This is a genomic window from Pigmentiphaga sp. NML030171 (assembly GCF_002188635.1).
Taxonomy (GTDB): domain Bacteria; phylum Pseudomonadota; class Gammaproteobacteria; order Burkholderiales; family Burkholderiaceae_B; genus Pigmentiphaga; species Pigmentiphaga daeguensis.
Window position 1 is genome coordinate 185,415 of record NZ_NINX01000032.1, and the last position, 19,392, is coordinate 204,806.

Genomic DNA, 19,392 nt, shown 5'->3' on the forward strand with positions numbered 1-19,392 from the left:
TTTATTAAACCAACGTTTGAATTATTAATGGCGATTATAGGCCGCCATCGGCCACTCGCCACCGGGGTTAACCCTGGCATCGATGGTTCGAGCAGCATGCGCGCGGCAAGGCGAACGCGCTGCGGGACGGCGGGCGCAAGGGAAACGAAGGGAACGGACGCGCGGCGCGGAACCGCGCCGGAAGGCTAGTCGGCCAGCAGGCCGGCCAGGAAGAAGCGCACCATGCGGTCGACCATGTCGTCGGGCCGGTGGTGGACCTGCGGCAGGGGCGCGGACGCGAAGGCAGCGGGCGGCCGTTCCATGCGCTCCCAGCCGCCCATGGCGTAGATGATGCCGCCCACCATCAGGTTGTAGCGCCAGATCACTTCCTCCAGCGGCAGCTTGGGCAGGAAGTGCTTGAGGGCCAGGATGAAGCGGCTGCGCACGGGTTCGTAGTAGGTCTGCAGGAACTCGTTCTCGCCGGGCATGGCGAAGGCGCGCGACAGGAACTGCATGACCACCAGCGCCGAATTGTTGCTGCGGGCGTTGATCGCCGCCGTCAGTTTCATGGGCGGCTCGACGAAGGCCCGCACCACCGCTTCTAGCGTGGGGGCGCCGCTGGCCAGCGCCGCGTCCAGCAGCGCCAGCCGCTCATCGTTCAGCGGCACGACGCGGCGCCGGAACATTTCCTCGAACAGCTGGGACTTGCCGCCGAAGTGATAGGTGATGGCGGCCAGGTTCACGCCGGCCGCCTCGCTGATGGCGCGCACCGACAAGGCTTCGAACCCTTCCGCCGCGCAGATGCGCTCGGCCACGTCGAGGATGGTGGTGCGCGTTTCCTCTCCGGCCGCGTTCTGCGAGCCACGGGGCCGGACTCGCGTGGCGGGCGGGGCTGACACGGCGGAAGCGGATTTACGGGTCATGGATGGAAGGCCGTAACGGGAACGAGTCCCGATTGTACGTCGGAAGCGTTGACCGCCTTATTTTGCCGCGCCTATAATTTAAACAAACGTATGTATTTAAGGAGGAGATAGTGCCCACCCCCATCCTGACCTGCGCCATCACGGGCGGGGATGACACGGCCGGGCGATTCCCGGCCGTCCCGGTCACGCCGCGCCAGATCGCGGAGTCGGCCATCGAAGCCTGCCGCGCGGGCGCCGCCATCGCCCACATCCACGTGCGCGACCCGGCCACCGGCAAGCCATCGCTGGACCCCGCGCTCTACCGGGAAGTGGTGGAGCGCGTGCGCGACAGCGGCTCGCCCGTCATCCTGAACCTGACCACCGGCGCCGGCGCACGCTTCCTGCCCGACGCCTCCGCGCCGAACGCCGCGGCGGCCGGCTCCAACCTGCGCCCGCCGGCCGAGCGCTGCGCCCACATCCTGGCGCTGCGGCCGGAGATCTGCACGCTGGACATGGGATCGCTCAACTTCGGCAAGGGAGCGCTCATCAACGTGCCGGACCACATCGAGGCCATCGCCGCCGTGATCCGCGAGGCCGGCTCCAAGGCCGAACTGGAGATATTCGACACCGGCCACATCGCGCTGGCGCGGCACCTGATCGATCGCGGCGTGATCGAACCCGACCCGCTATGGCAGCTGGTGCTGGGCGTACCGTGGGGCGCGCCCGCCAACAGCGAGACCATGATGCACCTGCGCGGCCAGCTGCCGGCGGGCGCGCGCTGGGCGGCCTTCGGCATCGGCCGCCAGGAGTTCCCGATGCTGGCGCAGGCGGCGCTGCTGGGCGGCCACGTGCGCGTGGGGCTGGAGGACAACCTGTACCTGTCGCAAGGCGTACAGGCGCGCAGCAACGCGGAGCTGGTCCGGCGCGCGGTGGAGATCCTGCATGCGCTCGACATGGAGCCCGCCGCGCCCGACGAGGCGCGGCGCATGATCGGACTGACGCCACGATGACCATGGAAGAACCGGTGCGCGTCGCGCTGGCGCAAGTGCGCCCGGGCCCGGACCTGGACCGCAACCTGGACGAGTTGGCGGCCATGGCCCTGCGGGCGCGCAGCCAGGGCGCCCAGTGGCTGCTTCTGCCCGAGTACGCCGCCATGCTGCACGGCAGCCGGCAGGCCATGCGGGCCGCGGCCGCCCGCGCCGACGACGTCGAGGCCGCCGTGCGCAGCCTCGCGCGGGACCTGGGCATGTGGGTGTTGCTGGGTTCGCTGGTGGTTCCCGACGGACCGCGCAGCATGTTCAACCGCAGCCTGCTGTTCGATGCCGAAGGCGGCCTGGCCGCCCGCTACGACAAGCTCCACCTGTTCGACGCCACGCTGCCCGACGGCAGGACGATACGCGAGTCGTCGGCCTACACCGCGGGCGACGAGGCCGTCGTGGTCGATACCCCCTGGGGACGCGTGGGGCTGTCCATTTGCTACGACCTGCGCTTTCCCGGCCTGTATCGCGCGCTGGCACTGGCCGGCGCGCAGATCCTGGTGGTCCCCGCCGCCTTCGCCCGCGCCACCGGCGCCGCCCACTGGCATGCGCTGCTGCGCGCCCGCGCCATCGAGAACGGCGCCTTCGTGCTGGCGCCCGCGACCTGCGGCGACAGCCCCGGCGGCCGGGCCAGCTACGGCCACAGCCTGGCGCTGGGCCCCTGGGGCGACACGCTGGGCGAACTGGGCGACGAGCCCGACTGCCTGACCGTGCCGCTGGACCTGGCCGCCGTGACCCGGGTCCGCGCGGAGCTGCCCGGCCTGTCCCACGAGCGCGCGTTCAGCCTGCGGCTGGCGGGCCCTTCCCCACTTGTTCCCTCCGACGGAATGCCTCATGACACAACCGCATGAACAGCGCTCGCCCGCCCGGCCGAGCCAGCCCCCGAACCTTCGCTCGCGCTACGTCGATGCCGCCGCCATGGCCTGGCACCCGACGGACTTCCCCGGCATCGACATGAAGATCCTGTATGCCGATGCCGACAGCGGCATGTCGACCATCCTGTTCCGGATGGCGCCCGGTTCGGTCGTGCCCCTGCACGAGCACACGGCGCTGGAGCAAACCTACATCCTGTCCGGACGCCTGGTGGACGACGAGGGCGAGGTGGGTCCGGGGGGCTTCGTCTGGCGGCCGGGCGGCAACATCCACATCGCCCGCGCCCCGGAAGGGGCGACCTTCCTCTCGGTCTTCATGAAGCCCAACCGCTTCTTCGGCGGGGCGAAGTTCTTCACCGAGTGATGCCCGCGCGTCATGCCGCCGGCGGGGTCTCGCCGCGTGGCGCCTTGTAGCGGTTGTAGCCCCACAGGTATTGCTCGGGACAACGCCGGATCATGGCCTCCATGCCGGCATTGACCCAGGCGGCCTGGTCTTCGGCCGTCTCGGGCACCGGGCCGGGTAGCCGCACGAAATGGACCTTCCAGCCCTGCCCGCCGGGCAGTCGCTCGCCCGCCGCCAGCACCACGGCGGCGCCGGTCTGCGCCGCCAGCCGGCCGGGCAGCACCATGCTGAAAGCGGGTTTGCCGAAGAACGGCGCCCAGACGCCTTCGCCGTTGCCGGGCACCTGGTCCGGCAGGATGCCGATGGCCTCGCCACGGCGCAGGGCCCGCACCAGCTGGCGCACGCCCTGCAGGTTGGCGGGCGCGGTGTCCAGGTTCGGACCGCGCCGGCCGCCCTCGACCAGCTGCGATACCCAGGCCTTGCGCGGCGGCCGGTAAAGCACCGTGATGGGGCCGCCCCGGTGGGCGTAGTAACGCGCCGCGACCTCGAAGCAGCCCAGGTGCGGCGTCAGGAACAGGATGCCCTTGCCCTCGTCCAGCGCGCCCTGCACCGCGTCCCAGTCGTCGGTGCGGCACTCGGCCAGCGCCCGGTCGGGACGGAACCAGACGCGCGGGATCTCCAGCGCGCCCTCCCCCGCGGCGGCGGCCGAGCGGCGCGCGAAATCCTCGCCTTCATAGCCGCCCAGGGCGGCGTTGGCGCGCAGGCGCGCGGCATAGTCGGCGGAACTGCGATACACCAGCAGCCCCAGGCAGCGCCCCAGGCGGTGCAGCCAGCCCAGCGGCAGCCGCGCGAGCAAACGATAGAAAGTCAGCAGCATCGAACGATCCGAACCTCGAAGAACAGGCCCCGCGGCCACGTTGCCGGCTGGGGGGTGGGCTCCATCGGGATTTTCCCCTAAAATGGGAAAGATCGCCGAGTTAACAGACAACTTGCGGGGCGATCGCGGCGCCGGCCCGTCCGGTGCGCGCATAAATGCCGCTAAAGCGTCGCTGCTCGCCACAGGTCCAAGACCCAGCAACGTGCAACACGCCGCGGAACCGATAGCCGGCGTGCGCGCCGGTCAGCTTTCAAAGGACTATCGAGTGGCCAATTCCTACCTCTTCACTTCGGAATCCGTCTCCGAAGGACACCCCGACAAAGTCGCCGACCAGGTCTCCGACGCCATCCTGGACGCCATCCTCGCGCAGGACCCGACCTCGCGCGTGGCTGCGGAAACGCTGTGCAACACCGGCCTGGTCGTGCTGGCGGGCGAGATCACCACGCGCGCCAACGTCGACTACATCCAGGTCGCCCGCGACACCATCAAGCGCATCGGCTACGACAACACCGACTACGGCATCGACTACAAGGGCTGCGCGGTACTGGTCGCCTACGACAAGCAGTCGCCCGACATCGCCCAGGGCGTGGACCGCGCCTCGGACGACTACCTGAACCAGGGCGCCGGCGACCAGGGCCTGATGTTCGGCTACGCGTGCAGCGAAACGCCCGACCTGATGCCCGCGCCGATCTGGTATTCGCACCGCCTGGTCCAGCGCCAGAGCGAACTGCGCAAGGACGGCCGCCTGCCGTGGCTGCGTCCCGACGCCAAGTCGCAGGTCACCTTCCGCTACGTCGACGGCAAGCCGGTCGAGGTCGACACCGTGGTGCTGTCCACGCAGCACTCGCCGGACGTCAGCCAGGACACCATCCGCGAAGCCGTCATCGAAGAGATCATCAAGAAGACCTTCCCCGATGGCCTGATCACCGACAAGACCCGCTACCTGGTCAACCCCACCGGCCGCTTCGTCATCGGCGGCCCGCAGGGCGACTGCGGCCTGACCGGCCGCAAGATCATCGTCGACACCTACGGCGGCGCGTGCCCGCACGGCGGCGGCGCGTTCTCGGGCAAGGACCCGTCCAAGGTCGACCGTTCGGCCGCGTATGCCGCCCGCTACGTGGCCAAGAACATCGTCGCCGCGGGCCTGGCCACGCGCGCGCAGATCCAGGTCAGCTACGCCATCGGCGTGGCCGAGCCCATCAACATCACGGTCGACACCTACGGCACCGGCGTCATCCCCGACGACCAGATCGCCAAGCTGGTGCGCGAGCACTTCGACCTGCGTCCGAAGGGCATCGTCAACATGCTGGACCTGCTGCGCCCGATCTACCAGAAGTCGGCCGCCTACGGCCACTTCGGCCGCTCCGAGCCCGAGTTCAGCTGGGAAGCCACCGACAAGGCGGCGGCGCTGCGGTCGGCGCGGTAACGCCTCGCTACCCGCCGAAGTCTCCGTAGACTTCGCGCGGATTGCGGACCAGGATCCGTTCGAGCACCGAACGGTCCTCCACCCACTCGGCCAGCAGGTCGAACAGGTCGCCGTCGTTGGGCATGCCCCTGCCCTGCATGTTCGTGTGGGGCCAGTCGCTGCCCCACAACAGGCGTTCGGGCGCATGGCGCACCAACGCGCGCGCCAGAGGCGTGACGGCGGCATAGGGGTAGTCCTGTGCCGTGCAGCGCATGGGGCCGGAGATCTTCACCCAGACACGCCCGGTATCCAGCAGCTCCAGCAGCCGCCGGAAGGCCGGCTGCTCCACCCCGCCCGCGGCGGGAATGCAGGCGAAGTGGTCCAGCACGATGCGGTTGGGCAGCCGCAGCAGCGCATCGGCATGTTCGACCAGGTCGGTGCCATGCGGATAGAACTGGACGTGCCAGCCGAACTCGGCGATCAGCTCGGGGATGCGCGGCGACGACAATCGGGGCAAGGCGCCGCGATGGCCGTGGCTGACGAAGCGGGCGCCGCGCACGCCCAGCGCGTCGAGCTCGGCCACGCGCGCGCGGTCCACGTCGTCGGGCAGCAGCGCCACGCCGCGAAAGCGGTCCGGGAAGCGCCGCAGCACTTCGGCCAGGTGGTCCGGGTTCTGGCCGTAGCCGGCGCCGCTGACCACCACCGCGCCGGACAATCCCAAGGTGTCCTGCAAGGCGATGTTGGTTTCGGGCAGCGCGTCCGCCGAGCGATACTTGCTGCCCGGATGGAACGGATAGCGGCTGGCGGGTCCGAACAAGTGCACATGGCAATCGATGGCGCCCGCCGGCGCGGCCAGCCGGGGCTTGCGCGGGTGCGGGTCGGGCGGCGGCGTCAGCGGAAGCGCGTCCTGGCCGGACATGGGGTTCTCCATCAGTTCGCGGTGATGCGGGCACGCCGCACCACGTCCTTCCATTGCCGGATCTCGGCCGAGATCATGCCGGCGAAGTCCTCGGGCGTGCTGGTCCTGGGCTCCACGCCCGCCGCCTGCAACTGGCTGTTCCAGGCGGGGTCCTTGCCGATATCCGCCATCGTCCGGTGCAACACGTCGATCACCTCGCGCGGCGTGCCCGCCGGCGCCAGCACGCCCAGCCACAGGATGCCTTCGTAGCCCGGCACGCCGGACTCGGCGATGGTCGGCACCTCGGGCAGCAACGCGGAGCGCTTCGCGCTGGCGATGGCCAGCGGCTTGATCCGTCCGCTGGCGAAATGGGGCTGCGAGGTGGTGACGGTGTCCATCTTGACCGCGATCTGGCCACCCAGCAGGTCGTTGAGCGCCGGCGCCGCCCCCTTGTAGGGCACGTGCACGACCTGGATGCCCAGTCTCTCCAGCAGGAGTTCCATCGTGACGTGGGGCAGCGTGCCGTTGCCTGCCGAACCGTAGGTCAGCTTGCCCGGGTTCTTGCGGGCGAAATCGACGAAGCCCTTGAAGTCGTCGAAGGGCTGCTGGCCGTTGGCCACCAGCAGCTCGGGGATCTGCGCGATGAGTCCGATGGGCGCGAAGTCCTTTTCCGTATCGAAGGACAGGCGTGGCGTGATCGCCGGATTGATGGTGTGGTTGGGCGTGGTGAACAGCAGTGTGTAGCCGTCGGGCGCCGCGCGGGCGACGCGCTGGGTGGAGATCACGCCACCGGCGCCAGGAACGTTCTCGACCACGAACTGAGCGTCGAGCCGCCGGCCGAGCTGCGCGGCCAGCATGCGCGCCACGGCGTCCACCGAACCGCCGGCCGAGAACGGCACCACCATCGTGACCGGCCGGGACGGATAGCGGGCAGCCTCGGCCGGCGCGGCCAGTGCCAGGCTGGCGCCGAGGCAGGCGGCGGCATGCAGCCACGCGCGACGGACAGGGTATGGGCACGGCATCGGGTCTCGCCTCCTGGTTTGCGGGACGCTGAGCTTAGAGGCGGTGGCCGACCCGCCTCAAATGATTGTTTTGCACCAGTCCATGAATTCCTTGCATGCCGCCCCGCTCGTGATGATGATGTCGCTGTGCCGTTTTCCTTCCGACGAGGCATCCATGCAAATCGATTTCCTCGGCATGCAGGCCTTTCTCTGCATCGTCGAGCAAGGCGGCTTCCTGCCGGCCGCCACGCACCTGAACCTGTCCCAGACAGCGGTCAGCCATCGCCTGCGCAAGCTGGAGGACAGCCTGGGCATGAAGCTGCTGACGCGCACCACGCGCGCGATCACGCTGACCGATGCCGGCCGCGCCCTGCTGCCGCGCGTGCGCAAGGCCATGCAGGAGCTGGAGCTGTCCTACGATACCGTGCGCCAGCACGCGGGCAGCGCGCCGCACTGGCTGGTGTTCGGCTGCCTACCGACCCTGGCGGCCACCCAGTTGTCGCCGGCGCTGCTGCGCTTCGCGACGCAGCATCCGGACATCTCGGTGCGCGTGCTGGACGATTCCATCGGCGAGATCGCCGAGCACGTGCACAACGGCACCGCGGCCTTCGGCGTGTCGCTGGCCAGCTCGAACCGGTTCGGGCTGGACATGGACGTGTTCGCCGAAGAACCGTTCGTGCTGGCCTGCCCGCCCCGCCACCGCCTGGCACGGGCCAGGGAAGTGGATTGGGAGCGCCTGCGCGGCGAACCCCTGATCCGTATCAGCCTGCCCGCCGGCAACGCGGCCACCATCGACGATGCGCTGGGCGATCGCCGCCTGCAGTTCCGCTGGGCCTACGAGGCCCAGCACACGTCGATCGCACTGGACTTCGTCGCCAACGGGCTGGGGCTGACCGTGGTGCCGGCGCTGTCGGCCACCAGGGCGCCCGGCGTGGTCACGCGGCCGCTGGCCGGTCCCTCGGTGGCACGTCATCTGGCGGTGGTCACGCGCCACGGCGCCGTGCTCGCTCCGGCCGCGCAGGCCATGCGCGACCTGCTGGTGGCCGAGATCCGGGACCGCCTGGCGGCCGTCCATGAACGGCGCGCATGAATCCGCCAAACAATTCATTTGTCCGCGCAACCCCGGTTGCCTAGACTGGCGGCGAATCGACGGTCCTCCCGCATGCCTCGGCACGGGCCCGGACCGCGCCACGAGGAGACCGCCATGTTCCACCGCGCCGCGCGGCCCATTGCCGCCGCGCTGATGTTCGCCGCCACCGCCCCGCTACACGCGCAGGACGACCGCTACCCCGAGCAACCCATACGCGTGGTCGTGCCCTTCGGCGTCGGCGGGCTGGCCGACATCTCGCTGCGCCTGGTCACGCAGCGCCTGTCCGAACGCCTGGGCCAGCAGGTCGTGGTCGAGAACAAGCCCGGCGCGGGCGGCGTGGTGGCCGCCAACGCCGTACTGGGCGCGCCGCGCGACGGCTATACGCTCGCGGTGTTCGCCAACGGCACGGCGATCAGCAAGACCCTCTTCAAGCTGCCCTACGACCTCGTCGCCGATTTCGAACCCGTCTCCACCGTCGCCTACTTCGACTTGGTGCTGCTGACCAACGCCAAGGGCAAGCTGCAATCCCTGCCCGCGCTGCTGGCCGAGGGCAGGAAACGCCAACTGGTGCTGGGCACCATCAACCCGGGCAGCACGCAGAACCTGTCGGCCGAACTGTTCAAGTCCATGGCCGGCATCGATGCCATGGTCGTGCCCTTCAAGAGCACGCCCGAAGTGCTGACCGCCTTGCTGCGCGGCGACGTCGACGTGATGTTCGAGTCCTATGCGGCGCTCAAGGGCGCCATCACGTCGGGCCAGGCAACGCCGATCGCGGCCACCGGCAGCCGCCGCTCGAGCTGGCTGCCCAAGGTGCCTACCGTCGCCGAGAGCGGCGTGCCCGGCTACGAAGTCGCCGGCTGGAACGCCTTGTTCGCACCGGCCGGCACGCCGCCCCGCAGGCTGGACCGCCTGAACGCCGCGCTGAACGAAGTACTGCGCGAACCCGCCATCCGCCAGCGCCTGGAGGAACTCGGCACGCAGGCCCAGGGCAGCACGCGCGAGGAGCTGGCGGACGTGTTCAAGCGTGACATCGCCAAGTGGGCCGACGTCATCCGCAAGGCGGGCATTCCCATGCAACAGAACTAGCAGGAGCTTTTCCGTGACCTTCGCGACTTCCCCGGCCGACGCGGTACTGGTCGATGCCCACGTCCACGTCTTCACGCGCGACATGCCGCTCGTGCCCAACCCGCGGCACAGCCCGGACTACAGCTTCACGGTGGAGCAACTGCTGGACACCATGGACCGGCATGGCGTGCACTACGCCGTCATCGCCGCCGCCAGTCCCTGGGGGGATTACAACGACTACGTGCTCGAGTCTCTGGGCAAGTCGGCGCGATTGCGCGGTACGGTCATCGTGCAACCCTCGATCGAACGGCAGGTTCTGGAATCCATGCATGCGGCGGGCATGCGCGGCGTACGCCTGCCTTTCATCAGCCTGGACCGCCTGCCCGACCTGGATTCCTGGGATTACCGCAAATTCCTGCGCCGCCTGACCGATCTCGACTGGCACGTTCACGTCCATATCGAAGGACCGCGTCTTCCTGAAGTGCTGCCTGCGCTGCAACGCTCGGGCGTCAAGATCGTCATCGACCACATCGGGCGACCGGATCCGGTCGCCGGCGTCGACAGCGAAGGCTTCCGGGCCATGCTGCGCGCGGTGGAAAAGGGGAGGACCTGGGTCAAGCTGTCGGGCGCCTACCGCTTGGGCGCCAACGCTCGCGAGTGCGCGCAGGCCCTGTGCCGCGAAGCGGGCCACGAGCGCCTGATGTGGGCCAGCGACTGCCCCTTCGTTGGCGCCGAATCGACCATGAGCTACCCGGCCGCGATCGACTGGCTGGTCGACACCATTGCCGATCCCGCCATCCGTCGCCGGATATTCGGCGACACCGCGCTGCGCTTCTATTTCTCCTGAGCCGCCATCTGGTACGTCAGTTCTTCGAGAGGTTCAGCACGCCAGGGTGGAACAGTTCCTCCGGGGCCACGCGGCGTGGCGAGAGTCCCTGCTCGTGATGATAGCGAGTGAAAGTCTCGAGGACGTGCCGGTTCGGCTCGAGTCCGTAGCTCCAGAAATCGTCCCCCATCAACTCGCGCGATGCCTGGTACTCGGCCACGCCCCAGGGCAGCGAGGCATAGAGATGCCCGATCTGGGCAAGCTCTTCCATGGCCAGGCGCTTGGCCTGGACGAACGCCTTGTAGACGCTGACCGGCAGCCAGGGGTGCTTCTCCACCAGCGCGCGGCGGATGCCCACCACGTGCATGATGGGGAAAAGGCGCGTACGGGCGAAATAATCCCGCTCGACCGCGCGGAAATCGGGAAACATCAGGCCCACGCCAGGCGCCCCGCGCTGAAAGCAAGACGGTGCCTTGGCGCTGAAGACCGCATCGAGTTCCCCCGACTCCAGAAGCCCCGACAAGGTCTCGTCATTGCCGATCTGGCGCACGTCGATGTCGGGCGGCAGATCGATCGGTGCTCGCTCTTCGCGGCCTGGCTGCTCCACTCCGCCCCGGCGCCAATGCACGTCGCGCGGATGAAGCCCGAACTCGTCCTGCAACATGCCCCGGATCCAGACGTTGGCGGTGATCTGGTATTCAGGCACGCCTATTTTCCGGCCCTTGAGCGCCGCGGGACTGTCAATGCCCCGATCGGTCCGGATGTAGATGCCGGAATGACGGAATACACGCGAGACGAACGCGGGAATGGCGACGTAGTCGGTTTGGCCGCGCGCCGTCATGACCGTATGGCTGCTCAAGGAAAGTTCGGAAATATCGAACTCCTGGCCGTTGAAGGCGCGATGGAAGATCTCTTCGGGATGCAGGGCGAGCGGAACGAGCTCGCATCCTTCGACGGCCACCCGGCCATCGAACAATGCGCGCGTGCGGTCGTAGTCGCAGCAGCCTAGGCTGAGCTGCAAGGTGGACATGTGGTCTCCTGGTTTCGAAATCCAATGGGAAGAACCGGGCCGCCCCGGCCGGTGATGGCGGCGGCACGGACGGATCACTCGGGCTGGATATTCGCGTCCCTGGCGACACGCGCGTACTTCTCGTAATCCGCGCGCACCAGCCTCATCATCTCCTCGGGATTCATCACGAGCATGTCCAGCCCCGCGTCCCTCAAGCGCTTCTGTACGTCCGGCATCGCGGCCACGCGGCGCATATCTTCCTCTATCTTCTTGAGCACAGGAGCCGGCGTGCCAGGAGGCGCCATCAGTCCATAGTAGTTGTCCAGCGAAAAGTCCTTCAGTTCGGAAATGCCCGACTCGCGTATCGTCGGCACGCCGGCGGCCGACTCGCTACGCTCGGTGGAAAACAGCGCCAGCGCGTTCAGCCTGCCGTTCTTGGTGAAAGCGATGGCGGCCGGGGCCGATACCGCTGCCGCGTGGACATGGTCTGCCAGCACGTCGGCGACGGCGGGCGTGCAGCCGCGATACGGAACATGCAACGCCTTGATGTTCATCGCATGCTTGAACATCTCCAGGCCGAAATGATGAGGACTGGCGACATTGCAACTGGCAATCTCATACTTGCCCGGATTGGCCTTCAGGAGTGCCGTGAACTCTTTCATGTTCCTGGCCGGCAGGGAAGGATTGGTCACCAGCATCATCGGTGATGAAGTCAATAGCCCCAACGGCGCGAAGTCCTTGGTGAAATCGAACGCCAGGTTGGGATAGACGACCTGATTGATGACGTGCGTATTGGTCGCGAGCAGCAAGGTGTAGCCGTCCGCCGGCGCTCGCAGCACCGCTTCGGCGCCGATCGAGCCGCCGGCCCCGGGGCGGTTCTCGACCACCACACCCTGCTTCCAAAGCTCCGCCAATTTCTCGGAGAACACACGGGCCGTGACATCGGCCGCGCCTCCGGGGGTGAACGTCACCACGATCTTGACGGGACGATTGGGATACGTCTGCGCACTGGCCAGGCAGGGCAGGAGCGACGCGGCCACGGCCGTATAGAAAAGGCGGAAAACGCGGTTCATGATATCTGAATCCCCAAGAGTCGGTGTTAAAGAAATTCTCATGAATCTCTTTTTTGAGACTGAACATGCCAAAAAAATGCCCCATGTCGGCTCAATGCGCACGACGCCGCAGGCATGGCAATTCCAATGTGGTGCACCTGCGGGGACCAGCCGGAGCTTCATCCCCCGACGGCCATCCAAGCAAATTGCGGGCCATCTGTTTGCCCCCTGCCCCGTACCGGGGAAGGGGGCCGGCGGTCATTCGCCTGTGATGCCGGCATCCTTGACCACCTTGCTCCACTTCGCTGTCTCGGCCTGGACGAAGCCGGCAAAGGCCCGGCGGTCCAGGGGAGTTGCCTGTATGCCCTGAGCGAGCAGGCTGTCTGCCACCTCCCTGTCGGCCAGCGTGGCGTTCAACGTGCGGGACAACCTGTCCAGCACATCCGCCGGCGTATCCTTGGGCGCGAAGAGTCCCATCCATAATTCAGCGCGATAGCCGGGCAATCCGGATTCGGCCACCGTCGGCACATCGGGCAGCAGAGGCAGCCGCCGCGCGCCGGTTACCGCCAAGGCCTTGAGCGCACCGTTCTTGACGTAGGGCAAGACGGGCATGACCGACCCGAACTGCAACGCAATGGTGCCGTTGATCGTGTCGGTGACCGATTGCGCCGAGCTCTTGTAGGGAATGTGCGCCAACTGGATGCCCGCCTGATAAGCCAGCAATTGGGCGGCGAGGTTGGCCATGCTGGCGTTGCCCGCGGAGGCGTAGGTGAGCTTGCCGGGCTGGGCCCGCGCCTCGGCGACAAAGGCGTTCAGGTCCTTGGCCGCGATGCGCGAGGCGCTGACCAACACATAGGGAGAGGCGCCTATCAGGCCCACAGGCGCCAGGTCCCGGACCGGATCGAAGGACATCTTGCTGCCCAATCCGACCGACACGGATTGAGTGCTGACCGTGCCGAGCAGGATCGTGTAGCCATCGGGCGCCGCGCGCACGACCGCCTCGGCCCCGATCAGGCCGCTCGCTCCGACCCGGTTTTCGACGATGACAGGCTGTTTGAGCAACGCCCCCATGCGCAGGCCCACCACCCTCGCCGCCGAGTCGGTCGCGCTGCCGGCCTGGAACGGCACGATCATCCGCACGGGCCGCTCCGGCCAGGCATCCTGGGCCAGGGCCGGCGTGCAAACCGCTGCCAGTGCCGCCGCCCAACCCGCTGTGCATCGACTCATGGAATCTCCTCCTCTGGCGCAGTAGGCGCCTGTTTGTTCCAAACGTCCCCGACCGCCTCAGCGCGCCAGCGCCCGGTCAAGCCCGGCGACCAGTTCCTCGAAATCGGCCGTGGCGTTCAAGCGAGGGCTGCCCGCCATGTGGGGCGTCAGCACGACCTGGGGATACCCCAGCAATTCGTCGTCGTCCTCGCCCGGCTCGCTCCAGAGCGTGTCCAGGCCCAGGCCCGCCAGGGTTCCGTCGCGTAGAGCGGCCAGCGTCGCTTCCCGGTCCATGACCTGCGCACGGGACACGTTCACCACGCGCGTGCCTTTCTTGAGCCTGGCGAACTTGGCCGCATCCAGCAGCCTTTCGGTGGAAGGCGTGGCCGGCAATTGCGGCACGAGCCAATCGCTTCGGCCAAGCAACTCATCCATCTCCAGATACTGGACCCCCAGCGCCGCTTCGTCCCCGGCCGCCAGCCGAGTGCGCTGGGTGTAGACGACGTGCATGCCGAAGGCCCGCGCGCGCTGGGCGACTTCCCGCCCGATCTCGCCCATGCCGATGATGCCCATGGTCGCGCCGTTGAGCATGGAAATGCCCGAGACACGAGCCCAGTTGGAACTCGGGGTATGCGCCCGGTCGAACGGCCCGGGCTTGAAGCCTGCGTCGCGCAGACGACGAACCGTCGTGCGCCCGTTCAATTCCGGCAGCCGTTTGGCCAATGCCAGCACCATCATCATGGCCTGCTCCGCGCAGGCGATATTGGCGCGCCTGCGCAAGGTCAGCACCGCAACCCCCTGGCGCCCGCATGCTTGCACGTCGATGTTGCGGGTCACCACACCGTACTTCTGGACGGCGCGCAACCGTGGCGCGAGTTCCAGTTCCCGACGCCCCACCGTCAGCGATTCGACCAGCACCGCGTCAGCCTGCGGCAGTTCCCTTTGCAGTTCCGAAGGCGAGGCCACGAACACCACCGTAGCGGGAAACACCCGCTGGCAGCGCGCGCGCACGGTGTCGAGCCAAGCACGGAAATCGGGAACGTCGTGGGCGAAGAAATCTTCGAAGGCCGCGATACGTGCGGCCTCGGTGCAAGGGTCGAGAATAACGCCGAGGACGCGCGTGAATACGTCTTCTTCGACGACGATGCGAGGGCTGGACATGTGACTTCCGATGATGAGGTGGATAGGCGCCGGCCTGCGGCTATTCGGGATCGATTTCCAGCGCGTTGATGACGCGGGTGTGCATGTTGTAGGCGCCGACCAACACCGTCAGCTCGACCATCTGGCGCTCGTCCAGGAACTCCCGCGCGCGGCGGAACACCTGCGCCGGCACTTTCGCACCGCAGGTCGATTCATCCACGTAGGCAATGACCGCCGTATCCGCCGCGCCGAACACGCCAGGCGGCACCCGTGGCGCGCACAGGGCATCGCATTCGGCGGCGGCCAGGCCGTCCGCGTCGGTGAAATGACGGCGATGCACGTCGATTACGTAAGACGCGCCGTTCAAGGCGGCAACGCGGAGAATCGCCAGTTCACGCACGCGGGCATCGAGCCGCGTGCTCCAGCGCACCGCGTTGATCAGCGCCATCCAGGCGCGCGCCACGTCAGGGCTGTGCAACAGCAGCCCATAGACGGGAATCAGCTTGCCCCGGCGCTCCTGTCTTATCTGTCCGATCAACGCCGCCAGCTCGGGATGAGAACGCTCATCCACATAGGAAACCCTGGCCATCGTCTGTCTCCGTCCCGTTTCATGGTCTTTTCATGGAGCAGATTTAAGCAGCCGGAAGCCTGATGATCGATAGCGTCGAATCGATGGCATTATTCATTCCATTCCATGATTCCGACCTTGGCAGGAGGCCTCGCATGCCTGGCCGCTCCCCGGTTTCTCCCGTCACCTTGCAGTTGCTCGTGCAGTTCGAAGCGCTGATACAGGAGCGCCACGTCACCCGTGCCGCCGAGCGCATGGGCATCAGCCAGTCCACGATGAGCGCGGCGCTGGCCAGGCTGCGCCGGCAGTTCGACGATCCGCTGCTGATCAGGACGGCCAAGGGCATGGTACCCACGGCCAAGGCACTGGAACTGGCCAGACGCGCCCGGGTCGCACTGGAATTGCTCGAACCGGGCCGCCTGCATGAACGCACGTTCCGTGCGCAGGCATCCGAGAGGCACTTTCGCATCCTTACGACGGAAGGCCTGGCGCTATTGCTCGCGCCCCCGATCGCCAGCCATCTGCGGCAGCATGCGCCCGGCATTCGGCTCACGATCCAGCCCTCGGACATGCGTGGCACGGTCGAAGCGCTGCGGGACCAGGCATGCGACCTGACCATCGGCCACATCCTGCATCCGCCGTCGGACCTCAGGAAGAAGCTCATCTATCCCCAGAGCGCGTGCTGCATCGTCAGCGGCCGGCACCCCGAGATCGACGGGCGCATCACCTTGCGGCAGTTCCTCGCGTATCCCCACGTGGTCTGGGGCGCCGACGAAACCTCCTATCGGTCCATCGAGACGTCGGTCGCACGCGCCTTGGGCAACGCCAGGCATCCGTTCAGGCACGCCATCCGGGTGCCGAACATCCTTATCGTGCCGGCGGTGGTGGCGGCCACGGACATGATCGCCACCGTTCCGCTGCGCATCGCCCGCGAAGCCGCCAAGCGGCTGGACATCAAGGCCGTCCAGCCGCCGTTCAAGATCGCCAACCCGGACATCAGCATGTATTGGCACGAATTGAACCACCGGGACCCGGCTCACATCTGGTTCCGGCAAGCGATACAGACGATCGCCCAGGCGGTGCGCGCCCCCTGAGCAAACGCGCCGGAGCTAACGCGCCGAATCGCCCCAGCGATAGACCTGGGTCAGTTCGTCCAGCCGCTGCTTCAGGTCCGCGTCCAGCACGTAGTCCGCCGCCGCCAGCGTATCGTCCAGTTGACCGGGCCGGCTCGCGCCCAGCAGCGGCGCGGTGACGGCCGGGTTGGCCAGCACCCACGCCACCGACAGCGTCGTCAACGACACGCCCGCCTCCTTGGCCAGCGCCTGCAGCGCATCGACCGTGTCGAAATACCGGTCAGCCCAGTAGCGTTCCTGGTAGCGCTCGGCCGCGGTGCCCAGCGTGAAACGGGTGCCTTCGGTGGGCGCGCCGCGGCGATGCTTGCCGGTCAGCAGGCCGCCGGCCAGCGGGTTGTACGGAATCACGCCCAGGCCCTCTTCCTGCGCCAGCGGCAGCAGTTCGCGCTCGATCTCGCGGAACAGCAGGCTGTAGCGGGGCTGCACCGAGACGAAGCGCACGAGGCCATGCAGCTCGGACTTGCCCAGCGCGCGGGCCAGGCGGTACGCCAGGAAGTTGGACACGCCCACATAGCGGGCGCGGCCGGAACGCACGATGGTATCCAGGGCCTCCAGGGTCTCGTCCAGCGGCGTGCGCGTGTCGTCGCCATGCAGCTGGTAGAGATCGACGTAGTCCGTCTGCAGACGCGCGAGCGAGGCGTCGATCGCATCCAACAGGTGCTTGCGCGACGATCCCTGGTCCCAGGGGTGCGGACCGGTCCGGCCGAAGGCCTTGGTCGCCACGACGAAGCCGGCGCGCCCGCCCGGCGCGTCGCGCAGCCAGCGGCCCAGGATTTCCTCGGTGGCGCCTATGGTGTTCAAGCCGCCGCCCAGCGGATAGACGTCGGCGGTGTCCAGGAAGTTGATGCCGCCCTGGGCCGCCTTGTCCAGGATCTGGCGGGCGACGGATTCCTCGGTCTGCAGGCCGAAGGTCATGGTGCCGAGCGCGAGGCGGCTGACGGTCAGGCCGGTGCGGCCCAGGCGGGTGGTGGCCAAGGTCATGATGGATGCGTCGGTGGAGAATGGAAGGAACCGACTATGCTAGAACACCCCGGCGCTTCCTGGAACCAATCGTTCGAAGTAAGGATATGCGGGCCGGGCGGCCCTGGCCGGAAGGGGCGGCGGTTGGCGTTACACTGCCGCGATATGACCGCCAAGTTACCCGTTTCCGACTCTCCCGCTCCCTCCTCCACCCCCGATTCGCCCTGCGTGGCGGTGTGCTCCACCCTGTTCGACGACATCTGCCGCGGATGCGGCCGTACCGCCATGGAAGTCGCCAACTGGGTGCAGATGAGTCCCGAGGAAAAACAGGCGGTGTGGCAGCGGATCCGGGCCCAGGGCTACCCGCGGCGCAAGGGCTGATCGGCGGGCCGGGCCGTGGCGCCCGCATCATGACAGTCTTCGGCCTGTCACATGCCGCAGGCTAAATAGGCGCCATCGCACCGACCCCTACGGCCCATGCGCATCGTCCTCGTCACGGATGCCTGGCATCCGCAAATCAACGGCGTCGTCCATACCTGGACGTACATGCAGAAAACGCTGACCTCCTGGGGCCACGAACTCATCGTCGTCAGCCCGGTCGGCAGCCGCACCATCCCCACCCCGACCGAACCCGACGTGCGGCTGTGCGTGGAACCGCGCCGGCACCTGTTGCGCACCCTGGCGGGCCGCGAGCCGGACACCCTGCACATCGCCACCGAAGGGCCGCTGGGCCTGGCGGCGCGGCGGCTGGCGCGGCAACGGGGATGGCGCTACACCACGTCCTTCCACACCATGTTCCCGGACTATCTCCAGGCCCGGATGGGCATCCCGGCGAACTGGACCTGGCGCTTCATGCGCTGGTTCCACCGCCCCTCGCAGCGGGTGCTGGTCCCGACGCCCACCGTGCGCGACACGCTCGCGGCCAGGGGCCTGGGCAACCTCCACATCTGGGCGCGCGGCGTGGATACCGAGCGTTTTCGTCCCGAAGCGGGCGGCGCGCTGCCCTACCCCGGCCCCATCTTCCTGAGCGTCGGCCGCCTGGCCAGGGAAAAGAACCTCGATGCCTTCCTGTCCCTGGACTTGCCAGGCACCAAGGTCGTGGTGGGCGGCGGGCCGGACGAGGCGCGGCTGCGGCGCAAGTATCCCGGCGCGGTGTTCCTGGGCATGAAGCCGCACGGCGAGCTGGCGCGCTACTACGCGGGCGCCGACGTGTTCGTCTTCCCCAGCCAGACCGATACCTTCGGCCTGGTCATGCTGGAGGCGATCGCCTGCGGCACGCCGGTGGCCGCCTATCGCAGCGAGGCGCCGATGGCGGTCGTAAGCGAAGGACGCACCGGCGTCCTGCACGACAACCTGCGCGCGGCCTGCATGGGGGCGCTGGAACTGTCGGGCACCGACATCCGCCAGCACGCGCTGGAGCACAGCTGGACCGCGATCGCCTCGCGTTTGCTGGAGCTGCAGGTGCCCGCCGATCCGAACCGCGAAAAGGCCGACCTGGACTGGTACCCGCAGGGCGCGGTGTAGCGGCCCCGGGCTTCAGGCGCCGGGGGCGCCTTCCCGGAGCGCGATGTCCAGGTCCACCAGCACCGGCGCGTTGCGCGGCAGTTCGCTCACGCCGATGACGGAACGCGGATGGCGTCCGCGCTCGCCGAACAGCGCGACCAGCAGCTCGGACCCTTCATCGGCCAGTTGCGACCACCCGCCGCGTTCGCGGCCGACCTGGAAGAAGTAGTTCACGCGCAGTACCCGCTCGACGTCGGCGAGCGTGCCGCCGGCCAGGTGCTTCACCCATGCCAGGGCATGCAGCACGCACAGCCTGACGGCCTCGCGGCCCGCGGCGGCGTCCACCGATTCGCCCACGACGCCCTGCGCCAGCAGCGTATCCGCCCCGGTCTTGGGTATCTGTCCGGCTACGTGGACGGTATCGCGGTACCGGATCGCCGGCGCGTAGGAGAACAGCGTGGGCGTGGGCGGCGGCAACGCGAGCCCCAGCGCGCGCAGGCGTTCATCGGCGTCAGACATGCGCGGC

General features: G+C 68.0%; 21 protein-coding genes. 10 read left to right on the forward strand and 11 right to left on the reverse strand.

Annotated elements, in window-relative coordinates; translation table 11 throughout:
* Window positions 1–185: 185 nt before the first annotated feature.
* Window positions 186–902 carry a TetR/AcrR family transcriptional regulator gene (locus CDO46_RS11950; protein WP_087838685.1) on the reverse strand — a complete coding sequence of 239 codons (717 nt, stop codon included), beginning with the start codon at window positions 900–902 and terminating at the stop codon, window positions 186–188.
* 110 nt (window positions 903–1,012) lie between these two features.
* Between CDO46_RS11950 and CDO46_RS11955 the strand changes: the two genes are divergently transcribed.
* From CDO46_RS11955 to CDO46_RS11965, 3 genes are read left to right on the forward strand one after another with little or no spacing between them, the layout of a single operon-like run.
* Window positions 1,013–1,891: a 3-keto-5-aminohexanoate cleavage protein gene (locus CDO46_RS11955; protein ID WP_243724488.1), complete on the forward strand. Its 879-nt coding sequence runs from the start codon at window positions 1,013–1,015 to the stop codon at window positions 1,889–1,891.
* Window positions 1,888–2,769 (forward strand): carbon-nitrogen hydrolase family protein, encoded by an 882-nt coding sequence (locus tag CDO46_RS11960; RefSeq protein ID WP_217896307.1) that lies wholly within the window; start codon window positions 1,888–1,890, stop codon window positions 2,767–2,769. The genes CDO46_RS11955 and CDO46_RS11960 overlap by 4 nt, the downstream gene beginning before the upstream one ends.
* Window positions 2,753–3,154, forward strand: a complete 402-nt coding sequence (locus tag CDO46_RS11965) for a cupin domain-containing protein (protein WP_087838688.1) — start codon at window positions 2,753–2,755, stop codon at window positions 3,152–3,154. Before CDO46_RS11960 ends, CDO46_RS11965 begins: the two co-directional genes overlap by 17 nt.
* Window positions 3,155–3,164: 10 nt before the next feature.
* On the opposite strand, the gene CDO46_RS11970 is transcribed toward CDO46_RS11965, so the two are convergent.
* Window positions 3,165–4,010: a lysophospholipid acyltransferase family protein gene (locus tag CDO46_RS11970; protein ID WP_087838689.1), complete on the reverse strand. Its 846-nt coding sequence runs from the start codon at window positions 4,008–4,010 to the stop codon at window positions 3,165–3,167.
* A gap of 265 nt (window positions 4,011–4,275) precedes the next feature.
* On the opposite strand from CDO46_RS11970, the gene metK reads away from it, so the two are divergent.
* A complete protein-coding gene (gene metK, locus CDO46_RS11975) occupies window positions 4,276–5,436 on the forward strand; it encodes a methionine adenosyltransferase (RefSeq protein WP_087838690.1) in 1,161 nt (386 codons plus the stop codon).
* 7 nt (window positions 5,437–5,443) lie between these two features.
* On the opposite strand, the gene CDO46_RS11980 is transcribed toward metK, so the two are convergent.
* Together CDO46_RS11980 and CDO46_RS11985 are read right to left on the reverse strand one after the other, a co-directional pair.
* Entirely contained in the window at window positions 5,444–6,334 is an 891-nt protein-coding gene (locus tag CDO46_RS11980; RefSeq protein ID WP_087838691.1) for an amidohydrolase, read from the reverse strand.
* 11 nt (window positions 6,335–6,345) lie between these two features.
* Window positions 6,346–7,335, reverse strand: a complete 990-nt coding sequence (locus CDO46_RS11985; RefSeq protein WP_087838692.1) for a tripartite tricarboxylate transporter substrate binding protein — start codon at window positions 7,333–7,335, stop codon at window positions 6,346–6,348.
* An 82-nt stretch (window positions 7,336–7,417) separates the two neighbouring features.
* Here CDO46_RS11985 and CDO46_RS11990 point away from each other — a divergent pair, with 82 nt between their 5' ends.
* The 3 genes from CDO46_RS11990 to CDO46_RS12000 all read left to right on the forward strand — a co-directional run bounded on the left by CDO46_RS11990 (window position 7,418) and on the right by CDO46_RS12000 (window position 10,316).
* Window positions 7,418–8,404: a LysR family transcriptional regulator gene (locus CDO46_RS11990; RefSeq protein WP_254914588.1), complete on the forward strand. Its 987-nt coding sequence runs from the start codon at window positions 7,418–7,420 to the stop codon at window positions 8,402–8,404.
* A 114-nt stretch (window positions 8,405–8,518) separates the two neighbouring features.
* Window positions 8,519–9,490 carry a tripartite tricarboxylate transporter substrate binding protein gene (locus tag CDO46_RS11995; RefSeq protein ID WP_176400716.1) on the forward strand — a complete coding sequence of 324 codons (972 nt, stop codon included), beginning with the start codon at window positions 8,519–8,521 and terminating at the stop codon, window positions 9,488–9,490.
* Window positions 9,491–9,503: 13 nt separating this feature from the next.
* A complete protein-coding gene (locus CDO46_RS12000; RefSeq protein ID WP_254914589.1) occupies window positions 9,504–10,316 on the forward strand; it encodes an amidohydrolase in 813 nt (270 codons plus the stop codon).
* A 16-nt stretch (window positions 10,317–10,332) separates the two neighbouring features.
* Here the strand turns inward: CDO46_RS12000 and CDO46_RS12005 are convergent, their stop codons facing one another.
* The 5 genes from CDO46_RS12005 to CDO46_RS12025 form a co-directional block, all read right to left on the reverse strand.
* Window positions 10,333–11,325, reverse strand: coding sequence for a 4,5-dihydroxyphthalate decarboxylase (locus tag CDO46_RS12005; RefSeq protein WP_087838694.1), 993 nt, complete (start codon window positions 11,323–11,325; stop codon window positions 10,333–10,335).
* Between the two features lie 74 nt (window positions 11,326–11,399).
* Entirely contained in the window at window positions 11,400–12,377 is a 978-nt protein-coding gene (locus CDO46_RS12010; RefSeq protein ID WP_176400717.1) for a tripartite tricarboxylate transporter substrate binding protein, read from the reverse strand.
* Window positions 12,378–12,614: 237 nt separating this feature from the next.
* Complete coding sequence (locus CDO46_RS12015) at window positions 12,615–13,583, reverse strand: tripartite tricarboxylate transporter substrate binding protein (RefSeq protein ID WP_087838696.1); 969 nt, start codon at window positions 13,581–13,583, stop codon at window positions 12,615–12,617.
* 57 nt (window positions 13,584–13,640) lie between these two features.
* Window positions 13,641–14,723, reverse strand: a complete 1,083-nt coding sequence (locus CDO46_RS12020) for an NAD(P)-dependent oxidoreductase (RefSeq protein ID WP_087838697.1) — start codon at window positions 14,721–14,723, stop codon at window positions 13,641–13,643.
* Window positions 14,724–14,763: 40 nt separating this feature from the next.
* Window positions 14,764–15,291 (reverse strand): carboxymuconolactone decarboxylase family protein, encoded by a 528-nt coding sequence (locus tag CDO46_RS12025; RefSeq protein ID WP_087838699.1) that lies wholly within the window; start codon window positions 15,289–15,291, stop codon window positions 14,764–14,766.
* Between the two features lie 134 nt (window positions 15,292–15,425).
* On the opposite strand from CDO46_RS12025, the gene CDO46_RS12030 reads away from it, so the two are divergent.
* Window positions 15,426–16,364 carry a LysR family transcriptional regulator gene (locus CDO46_RS12030; RefSeq protein WP_176400718.1) on the forward strand — a complete coding sequence of 313 codons (939 nt, stop codon included), beginning with the start codon at window positions 15,426–15,428 and terminating at the stop codon, window positions 16,362–16,364.
* 15 nt (window positions 16,365–16,379) lie between these two features.
* On the opposite strand, the gene CDO46_RS12035 is transcribed toward CDO46_RS12030, so the two are convergent.
* The gene (locus CDO46_RS12035) at window positions 16,380–17,378 is read right to left on the reverse strand and encodes an aldo/keto reductase (protein ID WP_217896309.1); all 999 of its coding nucleotides are present in this window, start codon (window positions 17,376–17,378) and stop codon (window positions 16,380–16,382) included.
* A 150-nt stretch (window positions 17,379–17,528) separates the two neighbouring features.
* On the opposite strand from CDO46_RS12035, the gene CDO46_RS12040 reads away from it, so the two are divergent.
* Complete coding sequence (locus CDO46_RS12040) at window positions 17,529–17,744, forward strand: DUF1289 domain-containing protein (RefSeq protein WP_087838702.1); 216 nt, start codon at window positions 17,529–17,531, stop codon at window positions 17,742–17,744.
* Between the two features lie 96 nt (window positions 17,745–17,840).
* Window positions 17,841–18,887, forward strand: coding sequence for a glycosyltransferase family 1 protein (locus CDO46_RS12045; RefSeq protein WP_087838703.1), 1,047 nt, complete (start codon window positions 17,841–17,843; stop codon window positions 18,885–18,887).
* A gap of 12 nt (window positions 18,888–18,899) precedes the next feature.
* Here the strand turns inward: CDO46_RS12045 and CDO46_RS12050 are convergent, their stop codons facing one another.
* Window positions 18,900–19,385 (reverse strand): RidA family protein, encoded by a 486-nt coding sequence (locus CDO46_RS12050; protein WP_087838704.1) that lies wholly within the window; start codon window positions 19,383–19,385, stop codon window positions 18,900–18,902.
* Between the last annotated feature and the right edge of the window lie 7 nt (window positions 19,386–19,392).